General features: G+C 72.3%; 10 protein-coding genes and 2 pseudogenes. 3 read left to right on the top strand and 9 right to left on the bottom strand.

What is annotated here, in order from left to right; genetic code table 11:
* Nucleotides 1–98: 98 nt before the first annotated feature.
* The gene (locus tag AB0M28_RS10040) at nt 99–770 is read left to right on the top strand and encodes a hypothetical protein (RefSeq protein ID WP_365400684.1); all 672 of its coding nucleotides are present in this window, start codon (nt 99–101) and stop codon (nt 768–770) included.
* On the opposite strand, the gene AB0M28_RS10035 is transcribed toward AB0M28_RS10040, so the two are convergent.
* From AB0M28_RS10035 to AB0M28_RS10000, 8 genes and pseudogenes are all read right to left on the bottom strand, one after another.
* Complete coding sequence (locus AB0M28_RS10035; RefSeq protein WP_365400681.1) at nt 751–2067, bottom strand: MFS transporter; 1317 nt, start codon at nt 2065–2067, stop codon at nt 751–753. The two genes, AB0M28_RS10040 and AB0M28_RS10035, sit on opposite strands and share 20 nt — an antisense overlap.
* Nucleotides 2064–2969 carry a polysaccharide deacetylase family protein gene (locus AB0M28_RS10030; protein WP_365400678.1) on the bottom strand — a complete coding sequence of 302 codons (906 nt, stop codon included), beginning with the start codon at nt 2967–2969 and terminating at the stop codon, nt 2064–2066. Before AB0M28_RS10030 ends, AB0M28_RS10035 begins: the two co-directional genes overlap by 4 nt.
* A gap of 47 nt (nt 2970–3016) precedes the next feature.
* On the bottom strand, nt 3017–4183 hold the full coding sequence (locus AB0M28_RS10025; RefSeq protein ID WP_365400782.1) for an ROK family transcriptional regulator: 1167 nt from the start codon (nt 4181–4183) through the stop codon (nt 3017–3019).
* A 191-nt stretch (nt 4184–4374) separates the two neighbouring features.
* Nucleotides 4375–6489 carry a glycoside hydrolase family 6 protein gene (locus AB0M28_RS10020; RefSeq protein WP_365400676.1) on the bottom strand — a complete coding sequence of 705 codons (2115 nt, stop codon included), beginning with the start codon at nt 6487–6489 and terminating at the stop codon, nt 4375–4377.
* Between the two features lie 149 nt (nt 6490–6638).
* A pseudogene (locus AB0M28_RS10015) lies at nt 6639–7385 on the bottom strand (cellulose binding domain-containing protein); the annotation flags it as partial.
* A 24-nt stretch (nt 7386–7409) separates the two neighbouring features.
* Nucleotides 7410–8168 (bottom strand): annotated as a pseudogene (locus tag AB0M28_RS10010) (hypothetical protein); the annotation flags it as partial.
* Between the two features lie 8 nt (nt 8169–8176).
* Nucleotides 8177–10939 carry a glycoside hydrolase family 48 protein gene (locus tag AB0M28_RS10005; RefSeq protein ID WP_365400779.1) on the bottom strand — a complete coding sequence of 921 codons (2763 nt, stop codon included), beginning with the start codon at nt 10937–10939 and terminating at the stop codon, nt 8177–8179.
* Nucleotides 10940–11257: 318 nt separating this feature from the next.
* On the bottom strand, nt 11258–13150 hold the full coding sequence (locus AB0M28_RS10000) for an endo-1,4-beta-xylanase (protein ID WP_365400673.1): 1893 nt from the start codon (nt 13148–13150) through the stop codon (nt 11258–11260).
* 759 nt (nt 13151–13909) lie between these two features.
* Between AB0M28_RS10000 and AB0M28_RS09995 the strand changes: the two genes are divergently transcribed.
* Nucleotides 13910–14104: a hypothetical protein gene (locus AB0M28_RS09995; RefSeq protein WP_365400670.1), complete on the top strand. Its 195-nt coding sequence runs from the start codon at nt 13910–13912 to the stop codon at nt 14102–14104.
* A gap of 121 nt (nt 14105–14225) precedes the next feature.
* Nucleotides 14226–15089 carry a GntR family transcriptional regulator gene (locus tag AB0M28_RS09990; protein WP_365400666.1) on the top strand — a complete coding sequence of 288 codons (864 nt, stop codon included), beginning with the start codon at nt 14226–14228 and terminating at the stop codon, nt 15087–15089.
* Here AB0M28_RS09990 and AB0M28_RS09985 read toward each other — a convergent pair.
* On the bottom strand, nt 15079–16077 hold the full coding sequence (locus AB0M28_RS09985) for an aminoglycoside phosphotransferase family protein (protein ID WP_365400663.1): 999 nt from the start codon (nt 16075–16077) through the stop codon (nt 15079–15081). The genes AB0M28_RS09990 and AB0M28_RS09985 overlap by 11 nt on opposite strands.
* Between the last annotated feature and the right edge of the window lie 31 nt (nt 16078–16108).

The raw sequence follows: 16108 nt of genomic DNA, 5'->3' as shown, positions 1-16108 counted from the left end.
ACGTTCGGCCCACGACCGACGGCGCCGGCCGCAGGACCGCCTCCGGCGAAGGACCGCGCAGCACGTCCTCGGCGCCGCACCCGAAAGGAGCCGGCCCCATGACCGCTCGCTCGACCTTCGACCGGATCGCGGCGTGCGGAGGCGTCGCCTTCGCGGTGCTCGCCCTGTCCACCGTCGTGATCGCCCCGCCACCGCCGGCCCTGGACGCGTCCGCCGCCGACATCCGCGAGTACCTGGCGGACAACTCCGGCCGGTTCGGTGCCAGTACGGCCGTGATGGTGCTCGCCGTCCTCGCCGTGGCGGCCGTCTTCGGATACGTCCACCGACGGCTGGCCGAGAAGGACGAGGGCACCGCGGCGCCGGGCGTCTTCCAGACCGCCGCGGCGGCGACGGTCACCCTCGCCCTCGCCGGGGCGCTGCTGCAGGGCCTGCTGGCCCGGCACAGCGCCGGGTTCGACGATGCGACGCTGCTGGCGGCGCACCGGACGTACTCGCTCATCGCGTTCGCGGGCCCGCCGCTGCCGCTGACCGTGGCGCTGCTGGTGGCCGCCGAACGCACCCTGCGGAGCGGTGTGTTCCCGCGCTGGACCGGCTGGGTGGCTCTCGTCTCCGCGGCCGGCGGCCTGACCACCGCCCTGATCAACGTCTCCACCTCGACGACGTCCCCGCCGGTGCTGGACTTCGGCAGCTTCCTGCTGAGCTGCGTCTGGTTCACCGGCATCTCGGTGAGCGCGTTCCTGACCCCCCGGGTCAGCCCGGCGACGGCGTGAGCGGCGCCCGCCGCAGCGGGTAGAGCAGGAAGCAGGCCAGGGCCGGCACCAGGATCAGCGGGCAGACCACGCCGAGCAGGAGGCGTACGCCCGTGACGACCGATTCGGGCTGGGTGTCGGCCCCCGCCACGTAGCCGTACGCGGAGAGCACCACGCCGAGGACGACCGCCTGCAGGGACGCCGACCACTTCACGACGAAGCCGTTCATCCCGAAGTACATCCCCTCCCGCCGCGCCCCCGTACGCCGCTCGTCGTCGTCGATGACCTCGGCCAGCAGGATCTCCAGCAGCATGAGGATCCCGGCGATACCCACCCCCAGCAGGGCGGTCGTGGCGACGGTCGCCACCATCGACCCCGCCACCAGGAACAGCGGGAAGACCGCCCCGTACACGGCCACCACCGCCAGCACCGTACGCCCCGGCCCGAGGCGCCGCGTCAGCCGCGCCCAGACGTACACGAGCGGGATCGCGGTGACGAAGACCGCGCCGAGGACGACCGTGTTCGCCGAATCGGGCTCGTGCAGCGCGTACTTGGTGAAGAACGGCAGGCTCGCCTGCAGGATCGCCACCGTGAGCTGCAGCAGGAAGCTCCCCGCGACGTACGTGACGAAGGCCCTGTTGGCCAGCGTGTAGCGGATCGCCGGGAGGAGCGGGACGGTGGCGGGAGCCGCGGCGGCGGGGTCCGCCGCCGGAACGCCCCGCAGCGACTCGGCCACGGAGCCGAGCGCGAGCAGGGCGAGGAGGGCGCCCATGGCGGCCCAGCCCACGCCGCCGTACAGCAGCGGCGCCGCGGCCACCCCGGCGATCATGCCGACGATGCCGTACATCTGGCGCCAGGAGGCGGCGGTGGCGCGGGCCGCGACGCTCGTGAACAACTCCGGGAAGAGAGCGGAGTAGTTGAGGGCGACCATCACGAACAGCACGTCGAAGACGAGCACGACCGCCAGGAAGTACCAGAACAGCGCGGTCGGCCCGGACACCGGCGGCGTCCACACCAGCACGAAGGCGGCGGCCAGCGGCACCATCCCGAACGCGATGTACGGCAGGCGCCTGCCCCACCGGGACCGGGTCCGGTCCGAAAGGTGGCCGAAGAGGGGGTTGAGCACGGCGCTGAGGACGCCGTGCACCACCATCGCCGCCCCGATCAGCCCGGGCTCGACGCCGAGGTGGTCGACGTAGAAGAAGGTGGCGTACGTCGCGAAGGTCTGGGCGAGCAGCTGGACGCCGAGGTTGCCGGCGCCGTACGCGCGGTGCGCGGCGGGCGCCGCGCCGGCCCGCCGGCCGACGGCCGTCGTCATCCGCGGGAGGCGCGCTGCAGGGCGCGCAGGTCGAGCCAGTTGATCAGCTTGATGCCCTCGGCGTCGAGCACCCCGCGCACCTCGGGGTCGGTGAACAGGTCCAGCTCCATGGCGCGCTTGGCCCAGTGCGGCATGATCGAGCGCAGCTCGGACGTCGCCCGGAAGGGGTGGATGAAGATCTCGGTGACGCCGGGGCGCAGCGCGCGCAGCAGACCGGTCATCTGGTCGCGTACGGCGGTGTAGTCCTCGCCCTCGGCGAGTTCGAACGGCAGCGTCCACAGCCGGTCGATGATCTCGACGCCCTTGGCGTCGGCGAGTTCAGCGCGGGCCCGGGCTATGGGCTCGAGCTCCGCGGGGGCGCCGGTCCCCTCCAGCGAGCGGGGCAGACGGAACGGCAGGCCGAACTCGGCGCACACGTCGAGGGTGAGTTCGAGGAAGTCGCGGCCGGTGGCGAGGCCGTAGAGGCTGCCCATGTGGTTGTCGGCGTGGGAGGGGTCGAGGCCGAGGTCGATCGCCCGGCGGATCTGGTGGGTGATCTCGGTACGGACCTCGTCCGCGTCGGCCTTGCGCTCGAAGGTCTCGCAGTCGCGCGGGAAGTAGCCGGCCTCGTCGACCAGCGACGCCACCGATCCGTCCCGGGTCACGGGACCCCACCGGTAGCCCTCCCACTCGCTGGTCAGCGTGAGGTGCACACCCACGTCGTACCCGCCCTCGCGGGCCTGCGCGACGGCCGCGGGCGCCCAGGGGCAGGGCGTCATGAGGGTGGCGGAGCTGATGGCGCCAGCCTGCAGCAGGGAGGTGATGCCGAGGTTGGCGGAGCGGCTCATGCCGTAGTCGTCGGCGTTGACGATGAGGAGCCGGTCGTCGGCCGCGTGGCCGAGCCTGGTGGCGAGCATGGACATGCGGGGGCCTTCCGAGGGGGGTGGGTGGTCGGTGGTACGTACGGCTGCTAGGGCCTGCCCGGCGGGTCCGCGGCGACGGCCGCGGTGAACACGGCGTCGCGGGCCCGCAGCCGGGCCTCCCACAGGGCGCCGCGCAGCACGGGGTCGGCGGCGACGCCGCTGAGGGAGAGCGGGATCACGAGCGGTGCGGCGTCACGCCGCAGCACCGCGCGCACGGGTTCGAGCAGGGCCTCGTCGCTGAAGGGGCCGCCGAGGACGACGAGTTCGGGTTCGACGACGAGGGCGACAGACGCGACGACCAGGGCGAGCCGCTCCGCGACCCGCTCCAGCACCGCCCGGCCGCGCGGGTCACCGGCCCTGGCCAGGGCGAACACCTCCGCCGGTGACGGCGGCAGCCCGGCGGCCTCGGCGAGGCCGGGCAGCTCGCTGCCGGTCATCACGGGCTGCCCGGGCGTCGTCCCCGGCCCGGGCAGATACCCGACCTCGCCGGCGCCGCCCGCGACGCCGCGGTGCAGGCGGCCGCCGATGACGAGCCCCGCCCCCAGCCCGTCGCCGTGCCCGAGCAGCACGAAGTCGGCCACGTCCCGGCCGACGCCCTCGTGCATCTCGGCGACGGTGGCGAGGTTGACGTCGTTCTCCAGCCGCACGGGTACGGGGAGTTGTTCCTCCAGCGCCTCGACGAGCGCGAGCCCGCGCTCCCCCGCCGCGCCCCCGGGCAGCCCGGGCGCGGGCAGCCGCACGGTCCGGTGGTCGCGCCCCACGATGGCCCGCACCCCGACGACGGCCTGCCCGACGTCACGCAGGTCGACCCCGGCCTCGTCGGCGCACCCCCGGGCCGCCCGCACGACGGCTTCCGCCAGAGCCTCGCCGTCCCCGATCCGCACAGCGACGCGCGCGAGCTCAGCACCCCGCATGTCGCTGACGGCGGCGGTGACCCGGTGCCGCCCGACGTCGACGCCGAGGGCGGCGGAGCAGTCACCGGGTATCTCGAAGAGCGTCGCGGCCGGCCCCCGCCGACTGGTGTCGAGCCCGGCCTCGGCGACGACACCCTGCGCGACGAGGCTCTGCAGGGTCTGCGTCACGGTGGTCTTGGACAGCCCGGTGGCCCGCACGATCTCGGGCCGCCCCAGCGGCCCCAGCCGCTCGACGACCTGCAGCACGGCCCGCGCGTTGAGCACCCACAGGGCCCGCTGGGCCCCGCCCTGAACGGTCACGCGCAAGCCTCCGACGGTCACGGAACGCAAGTAGGCCGGAAAGTTCCCTACCGGGAGGGGACGATAGGCCGCCGGTGCGAGGCGAGGCAAGAGGGATGCCGGAACGGAATCCGACGCGGCGCACCGCCGGCGCAGACCCCCGTGAGGGACCCGTACCGGCGGTGCGCCGTACCACCACGATCAGCGGGGGCCTAGGGAGCCGTGCCCCACACCAGCGTGCCGCCGACGTACACCCCGATCTTCGGAGCGTCCGCGAAGGACGTGGCCGTACCCCGGCTGTAGTCGTCGGCCTCGTTGAAGTTCGACCAGTCCGCGCGGTGCAGCCGCAGCTGGATCTCACCCGTCGAGGCCCCGGCCGCCAGCGAACCGGACGACAGCGCGACCCGGAGGTAGTGGTCGGCACCCGTCGCCGAGCCGTTCGTGCTCACGCCGTGCGTGAGGTTCGAGCACCCGAGCTGCGCCCAGTCGCACCACGTCGTGTACGACGAGGCGCTGTCGGCGAACCAGTACCGGATCTCCACCCCGGACAGCGACTGCGCGGCGGTCCCCGTGTTCACCAGCTGCAGGGACATCCGGATCGCGTTGTCGGTCAGCGACGTGTCCGAGGTCTTGTACTGCACCTTCAGCGTCCCGCTGCCGGTCCCACCGGTCGTGGTGGTCGCGCTGACGGCCGAGGACTGCGCCGACGCGTTCCCGGCCGCGTCCCGCGCCCGGACCCGGTAGCTGTACGTGGTCGAGGCCGAGAGCCCCGAGTCGGTGAAGGACGTCCCCGTCGGCGAACCGACGAGCACCCCGTCGCGGTACACGTCGTACGCCGACACGCCCACGTTGTCCGTGGACGCCGTCCACGACAGCGACGCGGAGGAGGAGTTCGTCCCCGTCACCTGCAGCCCGCCGGGAACGCTGGGCGCCGACGTGTCGGGCCCCCCGCCGCCCAGCGGCGGGTACGCGTTGGCGAGCAGCATCTGGAACTGCGCCGGGAACCAGTGACCGGCCAGCGGAGCGCCGTCCTGCGCACCGGTCGGGTTGTTGCCGTTGCGCGCGTTGCCCCCGTAGTCGGGGTCGCACATCTGGTCGAAGCCCTTGCCCTCTTCGTTGTCGATCGGCTCGCTGGAGCCGTCCGACTCACCCGGGGGCTTGGCCCACACATACGCGTCGATGCCCGCGGCCGGGGCCGCCTTGGGCCGCTCGCCGATACCCGCGCCGAGCTGGTTGCACCAGTTGCCGGCGTGCAGGCGGCGGTCGACCCGGGCGCCGTTGACGTAGGTGTCGACGTTGGTCGTCGGGCCGGGGGCCGTGGGCCGGTTGGGTCCGCCCCAGCCGTTGCGGGCGGTGTCGATGAGCATGCCGATGTTCGACGGGAACCCGCCGCGCGAGATCGCCAGATCGCGCAGGGCGACGGCGAACGACTGCTCGTCGACGTAGAAGTTCCAGTCGACCCACTTCGACTGCCGCACGGTCGTGCCGTTCACCGTGTCGGTGACCTTGAAGTTGGGCTCGATCAGCGCCGAGTAGTTGGCGGTGTTCACGGCGAAGCCGTGTACGTCGTTGACCGTGGCGCCCTCGCTGGTCGCGGCGGCCTTGAACTCGTCGACGGCGGGGCCCAGGTTGGTGTCCCAGCCGAGCCAGCCGTGGTGGCCGGCGTCGATGTAGTTGTAGACGTTGCCGATGTCGCCCAGCTTGTTCAGCGCGTAGCCCACGCCCTTGCGGTAGTTGCCGTTGGCCTTCATCACCCGGCAGGCGTCGGTCGCGCCGGCCTGCTGGTCGGCGTTGGTGACCATGTTGGGCAGCGAGTCGGGTTCGATGAGGGCGACGATCCTGAGGTTCGCGTACTTGGTGTCCCCGAGGATGGCCGCGATGGGGTCGATGTACTGGGTCTTGTACCTGTCGAGCTCGGTCGGGCCGAGTTCGCCGTTGGAGGCGAGCGCGGCGCAGTCCCGGCCCGGCAGGTCGTAGATGACGACCTGGAACAGGGTCGCGCCCTGGGTGAGCGCGGTGTCGAGGTGGGCGCGCAGGCCGCGGGCACCGGTGGTGCCGTTGATCGCGGCGATGCGGTCCATCCAGACGAAGGACGGGTTGTTGGAGACCGCGCTGCCGCCGGGCTCGCCGGCGGCCTTGGCCGACCAGTCGGGGTTGACGTACGGGGTGGCGCCGACGTACGGGTTGTCGACCCTGGCCGCCACGGCCTCGGTGGCCGGCAGGGCGACGCTCAGCGCCGCTCCCAGCGCCAGCGCGGGGATCGCGGCGGCGAGTCTGCGGCGGATCCGCCGGGCGGGTCCGGTCCGGGTGTTCCCTCGTGTCTTCATTGCGGCTCTCGTGCTCCTCTCGGGTGGGTACGAGCTGTACGGGCGGGCGTCCGGTGGCGGGCACGGGGCAGCGGGCAGGCGGCCCGCCGCCGGACGCGTTGCCCTCCCGGGGGCCTCGGGCGGGGACGCCCCCGGGAAGTGGGGGGTGTCTAGGGCGCGGTGCCCCAGACGAGGGTTCCGCCGACGTAGACGCCGATCTTCGGGGCGTCCGTGAAGGAGGTGGCGGTGCCGCGGCTGTAGTCGTCGGCCTCGTTGAAGTTGGACCAGTCGGCGCGGTGCAGCCGCAGCTGGATCTCACCGGTCGAGGCCCCGGCCGCCAGCGAACCGGACGACAGTCCGACGCGCAGATAGTGGTCGGCGCCGGCGGCGCTTCCGTTCGTACTCACGCCGTGGGTGAGGTTCGAGCAGCCGAGCTGCGCCCAGTCGCACCAGGTCGTGTACGACGAGGCGCCGTCGGCGAACCAGTAGCGGACCTCGACCCCGGACAGGGACTGCGCGGCGGACCCGGTGTTCACCAACTGCAGCGACATCCGCACCGCGTTGTCGGTCAGGGAGGTGTCCGAGGTCTTGTACTGCACCTTCAGCGTCCCGCCGCCCGTCCCGCCGGACGTGGTCGTCGCCGTGACGGGCCCCGCGGCCGGCGAGGCGTTCCCGGCGGCGTCCCGCGCCCGGACGGTGTAGGCGTACGCGGTGGAGGCGGTCAGCCCGGTGTCCGTGAAGGACGTACCGGTCGGGGATCCGACGAGCACCCCGTTGCGGTACACGTCGTACGCCGCCACACCCACGTTGTCCGTGGACGCCGTCCACGTCAGCGACGCGGACGAGGAGGTCGTGCCGGTGACGCTCGGGGCGCCGGGCGTGGTCGGCGGCTGGGTGTCGCCGCCGGTGCCGCCGCCCTCGGTCGCCGCGAAGGAGAAGGAGTTGACGCCCAGCCCCTGGCCGCCCTGCCAGATCTCGAAGCCGGCCTCCGCGTCGATCAGGTAGTGCGCCGGGTTGATCTGGCCGCGCCCCACCGCGTCGTCGACGAGGTCCTTCACGTCGAGGTCGGTGACGGAGGTCGCGCCGCCCTGCAGCACATAGCTGATGACCTTCCAGCCGGAGGCCCCGGGCCCGGTCCACACGTCCCAGGTGCGGCCGTCGGCGGTGAACGTCGCCGTCCGCGAGCCGATGGGCTGGACGCCGCCGCGGTGGTTGATCCAGATCATCACCTCGGTGCCGTCGGGCTGGTCGTCGGTGACGGGCGTGGAGTTGAACCACAGGTCGTACGCGGCGTTCCAGGCGCCGGAGGCGACCTGGGTGGTGGACCAGGACGACACGGCGCTGCCCAGCTTCGACACCTGCACCGGCAGCCCGCTGTTCGCGGTGCACAGCCCCCAGTGGCAGCCCTTGTAGCTGGACGGGTAGGTGGCGGGCGGACCGGCCGTGGTGAGCGAGAAGTTCGCCTCCGTCAGGCTCCAGGCGCCCGTGGCGGGGTCGACGCTGACGCACTGGCGGGAGCTGGAGTTCCACTCGTTCTGCTGGTAGATGTACGAGCCGCCCTGCAGGTCCGTGGTCCCCCACTGGGTGCAGTCGGTGACCGGCGCGGCCGTCGCGGAGCCGGCGCCGGCGGTGAGGGACAGCCCCGTCAGAAGCAGCCCCGCCGCCGTCCCGGCGAGTGCCCCGCGCGCCCATCGGCGCATACGGCCCGTCACGGCTCGACCCCCCAGGCGAGCTGGCCGGCCGCGTACGCGGTGATCTTGGACGCGTCGGCGAAGGAGGAGTTCGTACCGCGGCTGTAGTCGTCGGCCTCGTTGAAGTTCGACCAGTCGGACTTGTGCACGCGCAGCTGGATCTCACCGGAGTCGGCCCCGGCGGCGACGCTGCCGGCGCCGGCGGTGAAGCCGACCTCCACGTAGTGCGACGCGCCGGCCTTCGGGGTGCCGAGCGCCACCACCCGGTGGGTGACGTTGGCCGAGCCGAGCATGGCCCAGTCGCACCAGGTGGTGAAGGTGGAGGCGCCGCCGTCGGAGGTGAAGTAGTAGCGCGCGGTCACGGTGGAGAGGCTGAGGGCGCCGCCGCCGGTGTTGCCCACCTTCAGCGACATGCGGATGGAGTTGTCGGTGGCGTTGGAGTCGTTGTTCTTGTACTGGACCTTGACCCCGCCCGTCCCGCCGCCGGTCTTCGTGGTGCCGGTGACCTCGGCGGACAGGGCGGAGGCGTTGCCGGCCGCGTCGCGGGCGGCGACCTGGTAGCGGTAGGCGGTGGCGGCGGAGAGACCGGTGTCGGTGTAGCTGGTGGCGGTCGGGCTCGCGACCGGGGTGCCGTCGCGGTAGACGTCGTACGCCGCGACGCCGGTGTCGTCGGTGGAGGCGGTCCAGGACAGGGAGACGCTGTTGGCGGTGGTCGCGGTGACGGCCAGCCCGGTGGGCACGGTAGGCGCGGTGGTGTCGCCGCCGCCGGGACCGCCCTCGTCGCCGAGGAGTTCGGCGTACGCGGCGAAGGACAGCGCGAGCGCCGCCTGCGCCCAGAAGCGGTGGTACGTGAAGACGGGCGGCGCGCCGCCGTCGAGGTACGCCTGCACCTTCGGCCAGTCGGCGTGCTGGCGGAACCAGGGCCGCATCCCGATGAACGTGGTGCCGGAGCGCAGCGCCACGCCCTGCGGCGAGGTGCCGGTCCAGCCGGCCGGGAAGTAGACCTCGTCGTCGAACCGGTTGTAGTCGCGGCGGGTCTCGGGCACGGCGATGCCCTTGCTGTCCGCGTGCAGCGCCATCGCGTCGAGCAGCGACTTGGCGAGCCCCGCGGCGCCGGTGTTGCCGGACTTGGCGGCGTAGTAGATGAGCGTCATCGCGAGCGCGGCGCCTACGCCGACGTCGTCGCCGTAGTCCACGACGGACACGTGCAGGCCGGTGTTGGCGCCGGGGGTGGTGGGGTTCCAGGTGTCGGGGGCGCCCGTCCAGCCGAGGGTGGAGGGGAAGCGGTAGCTGCCGTCGGCGCCGACGGTGGTCTGCGCGGAGGCCCAGGCGACCCACTTGTCGAGCAGGGCCTTGGCGGTGGCGTTGCCGGAGACGTAGTAGTACTGGGCGACGCGCTCCATGCCCCAGACCTGGAAGCCGAACCAGTTGTTGCTGGGCGGGTCGTGGTAGACGGGCTGCCAGTCGTACGCCATGCCGTAGAAGGTGGGCGTGCCGGCGGGCGGGGTGCCGTACTGGCCGTCCCAGCTGTTGGCGCAGCCGCCGGCCAGCGCGCCCTCGGCGGACTGCAGCCAGCGCAGGAACTCCAGCTGCCGGGCGAGGGACTTCTGCCAGTCGCCCTTGGCGGTGGGCGACTTGGGGGTCAGGGCGGGGATGGTGGACAGCGCCCAGGCGGCGAGCGGGTTCTGGTAGCCCTGGTGGGCGACGCCGTCGCCGATACGCCAGGACCAGCCGCCGCCGGTACCGGTGGAGCCGCCCCAGGCGTAGTACCAGGAGAGCAGGTAGTGCTGGGCGTCGCGGCCGGTGGCGGCCTGGCAGCCGGTCGGGCTGGTGCAGTTGCCGATCTTCTTGAAGTACTTGTCGAACATCGCGTAGCGCAGGTAGTCGCCCATCTTGGCGGCCTTCGCCACGGAGGCGGAGACGGCGCTCGCCTTCCCCTGCTCGGTGGCCCACCGGAACGCCCAGTAGGCGGCCTGCACGGCGCGCGCGTCGGCGTCGGGGGCGTTGGTGTACTTCCACTGGCGGGCGTACGAGGCGTCCTTCACGAACAGGTCGAGATAGCCGTTGGTGCCGCCGTACTTGAACAGGTCGGTGGTCGGCTGCGGGACGGTCTCCCAGACGGACTCCTGGGCGCCGCGCTGGTAGCTGTTGATGAACGAGGCCATCGTGCCGGGGCCGAGTTCGTCGCCGGTGCCGGGCTTGTTGCCGAAGCCGTAGACGTTGTCGAGGTCCATCAGCCAGTGCATGCCGTAGATGTCCATCGTCCCGTAGGCGGAGGCCAGTTCGGAGGCGATGGGGTCGGCGCCGACGGAGACGGAGGAGTCGAGCTGGGAGGGGTAGGAGGTGACGGCCGGGTGCTCGGGGGCGTAGGTCGCCGGGGAGGAGGGGTTGTACGAGCTGTTGGTGGGCTGGTCGACGTGCGGGGGGATGATCGACGCCTCGGCGATCTCCCAGGACCGGTTGAAGGGGGTCCAGTCGCCGGTCACCCGGCCGTAGGCGGCCTCGAGCCAGATCCAGAAGCTGAACGCCTCGGAGGTGGTCTGGTGGCCGTGGTCGGGGGCCTCGACGATCAGCGTCTCGACGCTGTGGTAGGGGATGCCGTCGGCGCTGAAGTAGCCGTTCGCGGGGTTCTTGATCTTGTTGTACTGGGTGAGGAAGGCCTGGGTGTACGGACCGTCGGCGGCGGCCGCGGCCGCCTCGGGGGCTGCGGCGGTCCCGGCGGCCTCCGCGGCGGGAGCGGCCGCGCGGGCGAGCGCCTGGCCGGCGCCGAGGGCGAGCAGGGCGCCCCCGGTGGCCGCGGCGAAGCTGCGCCGGCTGACCAAAGGGGACTTATCGGGCGTCTGAGGGTCGGGCACGGGTCCTCCAGTGAAGGGTGGGGCGTGCGGGTGCGTGGTGCGGCGGTGCTCTTGCCGTGCTGGCCGGCGCGGGGGCGTACGCCGGGACGGGCGGCCGGCGTCGGAGCGTGCGCCGGTGGTGGGCGCCGGCGTTGGAGCCTCGCCGGTGGTGGGTGCCGCCGCGCCGGGATGCTCCCGGTCGCCGGCGCGGCGGCACGGCTGGGCGCTCCCGGCTCCTTGGGCGCCGGGGGCGGGCGGGTCGGGCTAGGGGGCGGTGCCGTAGACCAGCTGTCCGTCGAGGTGGACGGTGATCTTCGGGTTGTCCGCGAAGGCGGTGTTGGTGCCGCGGCTGTAGTCGTCGGCCTCGCTGAAGTTCGACCAGTCGGTCTTGTTGAACCGCAGCTGGATCTCACCGGTGGCGGCCCCCGGGGCGAGGGTGCCGGCGGTGGCGGTGAAGCGCAGTTCGAGGTACCGGTCCGCACCGGGCCGGGCGGCGGGGAGCGCCGCGACCGTGTGCGTCATACGGCTGCAGCCCAGGACGGCCCAGTCGCACCACGTGCTGTAGGTGGTGGCGCCGGACTCACCGGTGAAGTAGTACCGGACGGTGACGCGGGAGAGATCGATGCCAGCGGTCCCGGTGTTGACGACCTGCAGCCCCGGCTTGATCGAGTTGTCCGTGGCGTTGGGGTCGTTGTTCTTGTACTGGACCTTGAGCTGCCCGCCGGTCCCGCCGCCCGGCTGGGTGGTGGCGCTGACGGCGCCGGACAGGGCCGAGACGTTCCCGGCGGCGTCCCGGGCGCGGACGGTGTAGCTGTACGCGGTGGCCGGGGCCAGCCCCGTGTCGGTGAAGGACGTACCGGAGGCGGTCCCCACCTGCGTACCGCCGCGGAGGACGTCGTAGCCGGTGACGCCGGTGTCGTCGGTGGAGGCGGACCAGGACAGGGAGACGCTGCTGCTGGTCGTCGCACCGACCGTGAGCCCGGCCGGGGTGCTGGGCGGGGAGGTGTCGACGGGGGCGGTGTAGCCGAGGGCGCGCCGGATGGTGTCGAGCAGGGCGGCCTTGGGCTGCAGACTGCCGTCCCAGGGAAGGGCGGAGCCCTGGCCGGAGAAGGTGCCGGGGATCCACGAGTACTTGTCGGTGTAGTCCCAGACCGTCATCCCGGTGCAGCGGGTCACGGCCATGCACGCCTCGATCACGCGGCGGTAGTAGTCGGCCTGGGTGGCCTCCTTGGCGGCGTCCGCGGGCAGCACCATCCGTACGTCGAGCTCGGTGATGTGGACGTCGAGGCCGAGGTCGGCGAAGCGCTGGATGTTCTGCTGCATCTGGCCGGGGAAGCCGTACTGGATCGCCAGGTGCGCCTGCAGCCCGACGCCGTCGAGCGGTACGCCGGCGGCCTTCAGGTCGCGGGCGAGGGCGTAGAGGGCGTCGCTCTTCGCGCCGATGCCCTCGACGTTGTAGTCGTTGATGTAGAGCTTGGCGGTCGGGTCGGCGGCGCGGGCGGCGCGCAGGGCGTGGGCGATGTAGTCGCGGCCCATGGCGTTGTAGAAGGGCGAGGTGCGGTAGGTGCCGTCCTCGTTGAAGGGTTCGTTGACGACGTCCCAGGCGAAGACGTCGCCGCGGTAGTGCCCGGCGACCTGGGCGATGTGGTTCTCCATCGCCGGGCGGACCTGGGCGGCCGGGAGGGCCGACACCCAGCCGGGCAGCTGGCTGTGCCAGACGAGGGTGTGCCCGCGCACGAGCTGCCCGTGCGACTGGGCGAGGTCGACGATCTGGTCGCCGCCGGCGAAGGTGAACTGGCCCTGGGTGCGTTCGGTGTTCTCCCACTTCATGGAGTTGCCGGGGGTGATCTGGCCGAACTCGCTGCCCAGGATCTGGGTGTAGGGGGTGTCCGAGAGCTCGCCGTTGTCGGTGGCGGAGCCGAAGAAGCGGCCCTTGGCGGCGGCGAGTTGGTGGAGAGTGGGGGTGGCCGCGGCCGCTTCGGCCGTGGGGGTGGCGGCGGCCGCCTCCGCCGCCTCGGGGGTCGCGGCGGTCGCGGACCCCGCGGTGCCGCCCACGGGAAGGGCGAGCGCGAAGGCCATCGCCACGGCGGCGGCCATCGCACGTCCCGTACTCCCGCGGCGCCCGGCACCGGACGTCGAGCGTTGCACCAGCGTCATCGCCGGCTCCTTTTCTCCAAGCGGGTGGAGGCACGCGTTCCGGTCCGGCCCACACCCCGTCCCGGGGGTACGGCGAACACGGTCGACACATGCGGAGGCCTCACGCCGGGCGGCGCGCGAGTCCACTCCTCCCCGCGGCTCTGGTGGGGGGGATGTTGCAAAGCCTTGAAGCCTTGGGAGCGCTCCCACAGTGCGGGATGGGCTGGTACCTGTCAAGGCTTCTCACGCAACTCGCGCGTTACCTGCGGCGATTGCCGCCGCCGCGCGTTCATGGCCGGTTCACGCCACAGCGCGACACCAGAAGTCGTAACCTGGGCGCGCTCCCCAACGTCAAGCATTGAAGCGGACAGGGGTTGCGGTTTGGGCTCCGCGGGGTTACTTGAGGCACCGTCCTGCGGAGGGTTTGCTACGCCCGGTGCGGTTTGCGCCGGGGATGAGCCGTCACAGGTCCCACCGCCGGCCTGCTGGCGGGCCACGCGGTCCCACGGATACCGACGGTGCTCAGCAGCGGTCACCCCTCCGTGCTCACCTTCTAGAGGGCGCCTCCGGTTCACCGCCTCCCGGGTCCGCGACACGCACCACCAGAGGTACGGGGGCCTCTTCGCGGCGCTCGGGGTCCGCCCCGGGATTCTGGACCGGCTCACGGATGAGGCCGGCCGGCTCACCCGGCGGCCGTTCTGCCTGCTCCACGCGGGCCTGCACGACTATCTGCGCTACAAACGGGTCCAGTCCGTCTACACCGACGTGGTGCGCCAGGGCATGGCACTCGAGTCGGCCGCTCCGCTGGTCCGTCCGGCACGGACGGCGCTCGCCGCACGAGCGGTCCACCAGGCGCTCATCCAGGCCGCCCCCGCCCTGGGCCTCCTCGCGGTGCCCTCCCCCTCCGCCATCGCCTCCTCGTACGAGAAGTGGCTGCTCGGGGACGAGCTGGGGAGCGTCCGCCCGGATGGTTGAGCCCGAAACCTGACCCACTTCAGCCAAGTAGTGCATAGGGCACAGCCGTTGGCCGCCGGGGGACGCTGTTGATGCAGTCGGAAGGGACTAAGTTTGTTCTGTGCTGAACGGAGACTCTTCCATGTGGAAGGCGAACGGCAGGAAGCCGAAGCCGCAGCAGATCGCTGACACGCTTCGGATGGAGATCAACGACGGTATCTACCCGGCCGGCGCGACCTTGCCCACCCAGGAGCAGCTCGCCGAACGCTTCGGCGTGTCGCGGCAGGTGGTCCGTCAGGCGATCGCCGAGATGACGCGTCTCGGCCTCGTACGGATCAAGCAGGGCAGCGGCACGGTCGTGTTGGACTCCACCGCGCCCACGAAGCCCTCGATGGTGCACCTGGCTCCGTACATCCGGTCCGCCTTCGAAGCCCGTGAGGTCACGCTGGACCTGTTCACCCTCACGGCCGAGTCGATGGACACCCACATCCGCACCCAGGTCGCGCGGATCCGCGACAACGAGATCGAGCCGCCCGAGCGCATCACCGTCCGGGTGATGCTGCCCAGCACGGACGCTCTTCTCGCCTTCCCCCGTTCGGTGGACGACCCGAGCGACACCCGCCCGCTCGAGCGCCACCGGGAACTGACCGGCCGCCATGCACCGTCGCTCGTCGAGGCCCTGACGAGCCTGCAGGACCTCAACCTGGTGAGCGAGGTGTCCGCGCGCGTCCGCACGGTTCCTCTGACGCCGTCCCACAAGCTCTACATCCTCAACAAAGAGGTCGTGCTGCACGGGCTGTACCGGCTGGTGGAGCACCCAGTGACCTACAAGGGCGACACCCTTCACGTGCTGGACGTCCTCGGCCTGGGTTCGACTCTGTTCCTGTACACCACCGGTGACGCGTCCGGCGCCGGGATCAACGATCCCGACTTCGTCGAAGAGGCGCAGCGATGGTTCGACTCCTTCTGGGACCACCTCGCCACCGACGCCCCGTTCATCCGCTGACCCCCGACAACTCCCCCACCGCCCCCACCAGCAGCGGTGCCACCACCCGTCGCGCCCAGTCCCGTTGCTCCTGTGAATGGCGCCGTGGGATCGACTCGACCAGCATGATCAGGTACAGGTACGCGCTGTACAGCGCGAGCCGAGTGCGGACCGACCGGGTGAAGCGCAGTGGGGATCCGGCCGCCTCCCCGTATCCGGCGAGGAAGTCCGTGTCGTCCTCGATGTCGCCGAACAGCGCCAGTGACACGAAGTCCGCCACCGGATCCCCCCAGAACATCCGCTCGCCGTCGATGATCCCGCCGAGGGTGAACCCGCCGGCGCCGGAGTCCCGCAGCAGCACGTTGCCGTCCCACAGGTCGAAGTGCACCAGCGCCGGGCGGGTCACCTCGTCGAGCACGGGCATCGCCGCCCCGAGCACCTCCCGGCACCGCTCCACGCTCACCGGCAACTCCGCCCCGTACCGCACCGCGTCGTCGAGGACGGCGTCGGTCATCCCCGCGAACGCCTCGCGCCACCCCCCGGCCAGCGGCGCGAACGGCTCGCCGGGGTAACCGAACGCCGGCCCCGTCACCGTGTGCAGCCGCGCCACGTACCGCCCCAGCTCCCGGCGCAGCCGGCGCCGTTCCGCGTCCGGTACCGCGGGCGCCACCGTGTGCCACGGCACGCCCGGGCACGCCGTCATGACGAGATACGGATCCGGGCCGTCCACGACGTGCCGTACCAGACGGGGCACCGGTACCTCCGGCAGACCGGCCGCCGCCTCGTAGAACGTGGCCTCGCCGTGCAGCAGCCGCCGTTCGTGGGCGAGCCCCGGCTGCGATCCGGGCGGCGGGAGCTTCACGACCCACTGCCGCCCGTCCTCGAGATCGGCCTGGAAGACCGTGTTGTACGTACCGCCGTCCAGGCTCTTGTACGAAACGACGCCCCCGTCCGCCCCGAGCGCGGCGGCCACCGCCGCCTCGGCTCCCCGCAGTTCCGGATCCTTCACCGCGCAGCCACTCCCCGACTCGACGACCCTC

This window comes from Streptomyces sp. NPDC051940, from assembly GCF_040680895.1.
Classification (GTDB): domain Bacteria; phylum Actinomycetota; class Actinomycetes; order Streptomycetales; family Streptomycetaceae; genus Streptomyces.
This window is presented reverse-complemented; position numbering and strand designations above follow the sequence as displayed.

Coding starts and splice junctions, on each gene's coding strand:
- AB0M28_RS10040 (WP_365400684.1), top strand. CDS start 99: ATGACCGCTCGCTCGACCTTCGACCGGATCGCGGCGTGCGGAGGCGTC.
- AB0M28_RS10035 (WP_365400681.1), bottom strand. CDS start 2,067: ATGACGACGGCCGTCGGCCGGCGGGCCGGCGCGGCGCCCGCCGCGCAC.
- AB0M28_RS10030 (WP_365400678.1), bottom strand. CDS start 2,969: ATGTCCATGCTCGCCACCAGGCTCGGCCACGCGGCCGACGACCGGCTC.
- AB0M28_RS10020 (WP_365400676.1), bottom strand. CDS start 6,489: ATGAAGACACGAGGGAACACCCGGACCGGACCCGCCCGGCGGATCCGC.
- AB0M28_RS10000 (WP_365400673.1), bottom strand. CDS start 13,150: ATGACGCTGGTGCAACGCTCGACGTCCGGTGCCGGGCGCCGCGGGAGT.
- AB0M28_RS09995 (WP_365400670.1), top strand. CDS start 13,910: ATGGCACTCGAGTCGGCCGCTCCGCTGGTCCGTCCGGCACGGACGGCG.
- AB0M28_RS09990 (WP_365400666.1), top strand. CDS start 14,226: ATGTGGAAGGCGAACGGCAGGAAGCCGAAGCCGCAGCAGATCGCTGAC.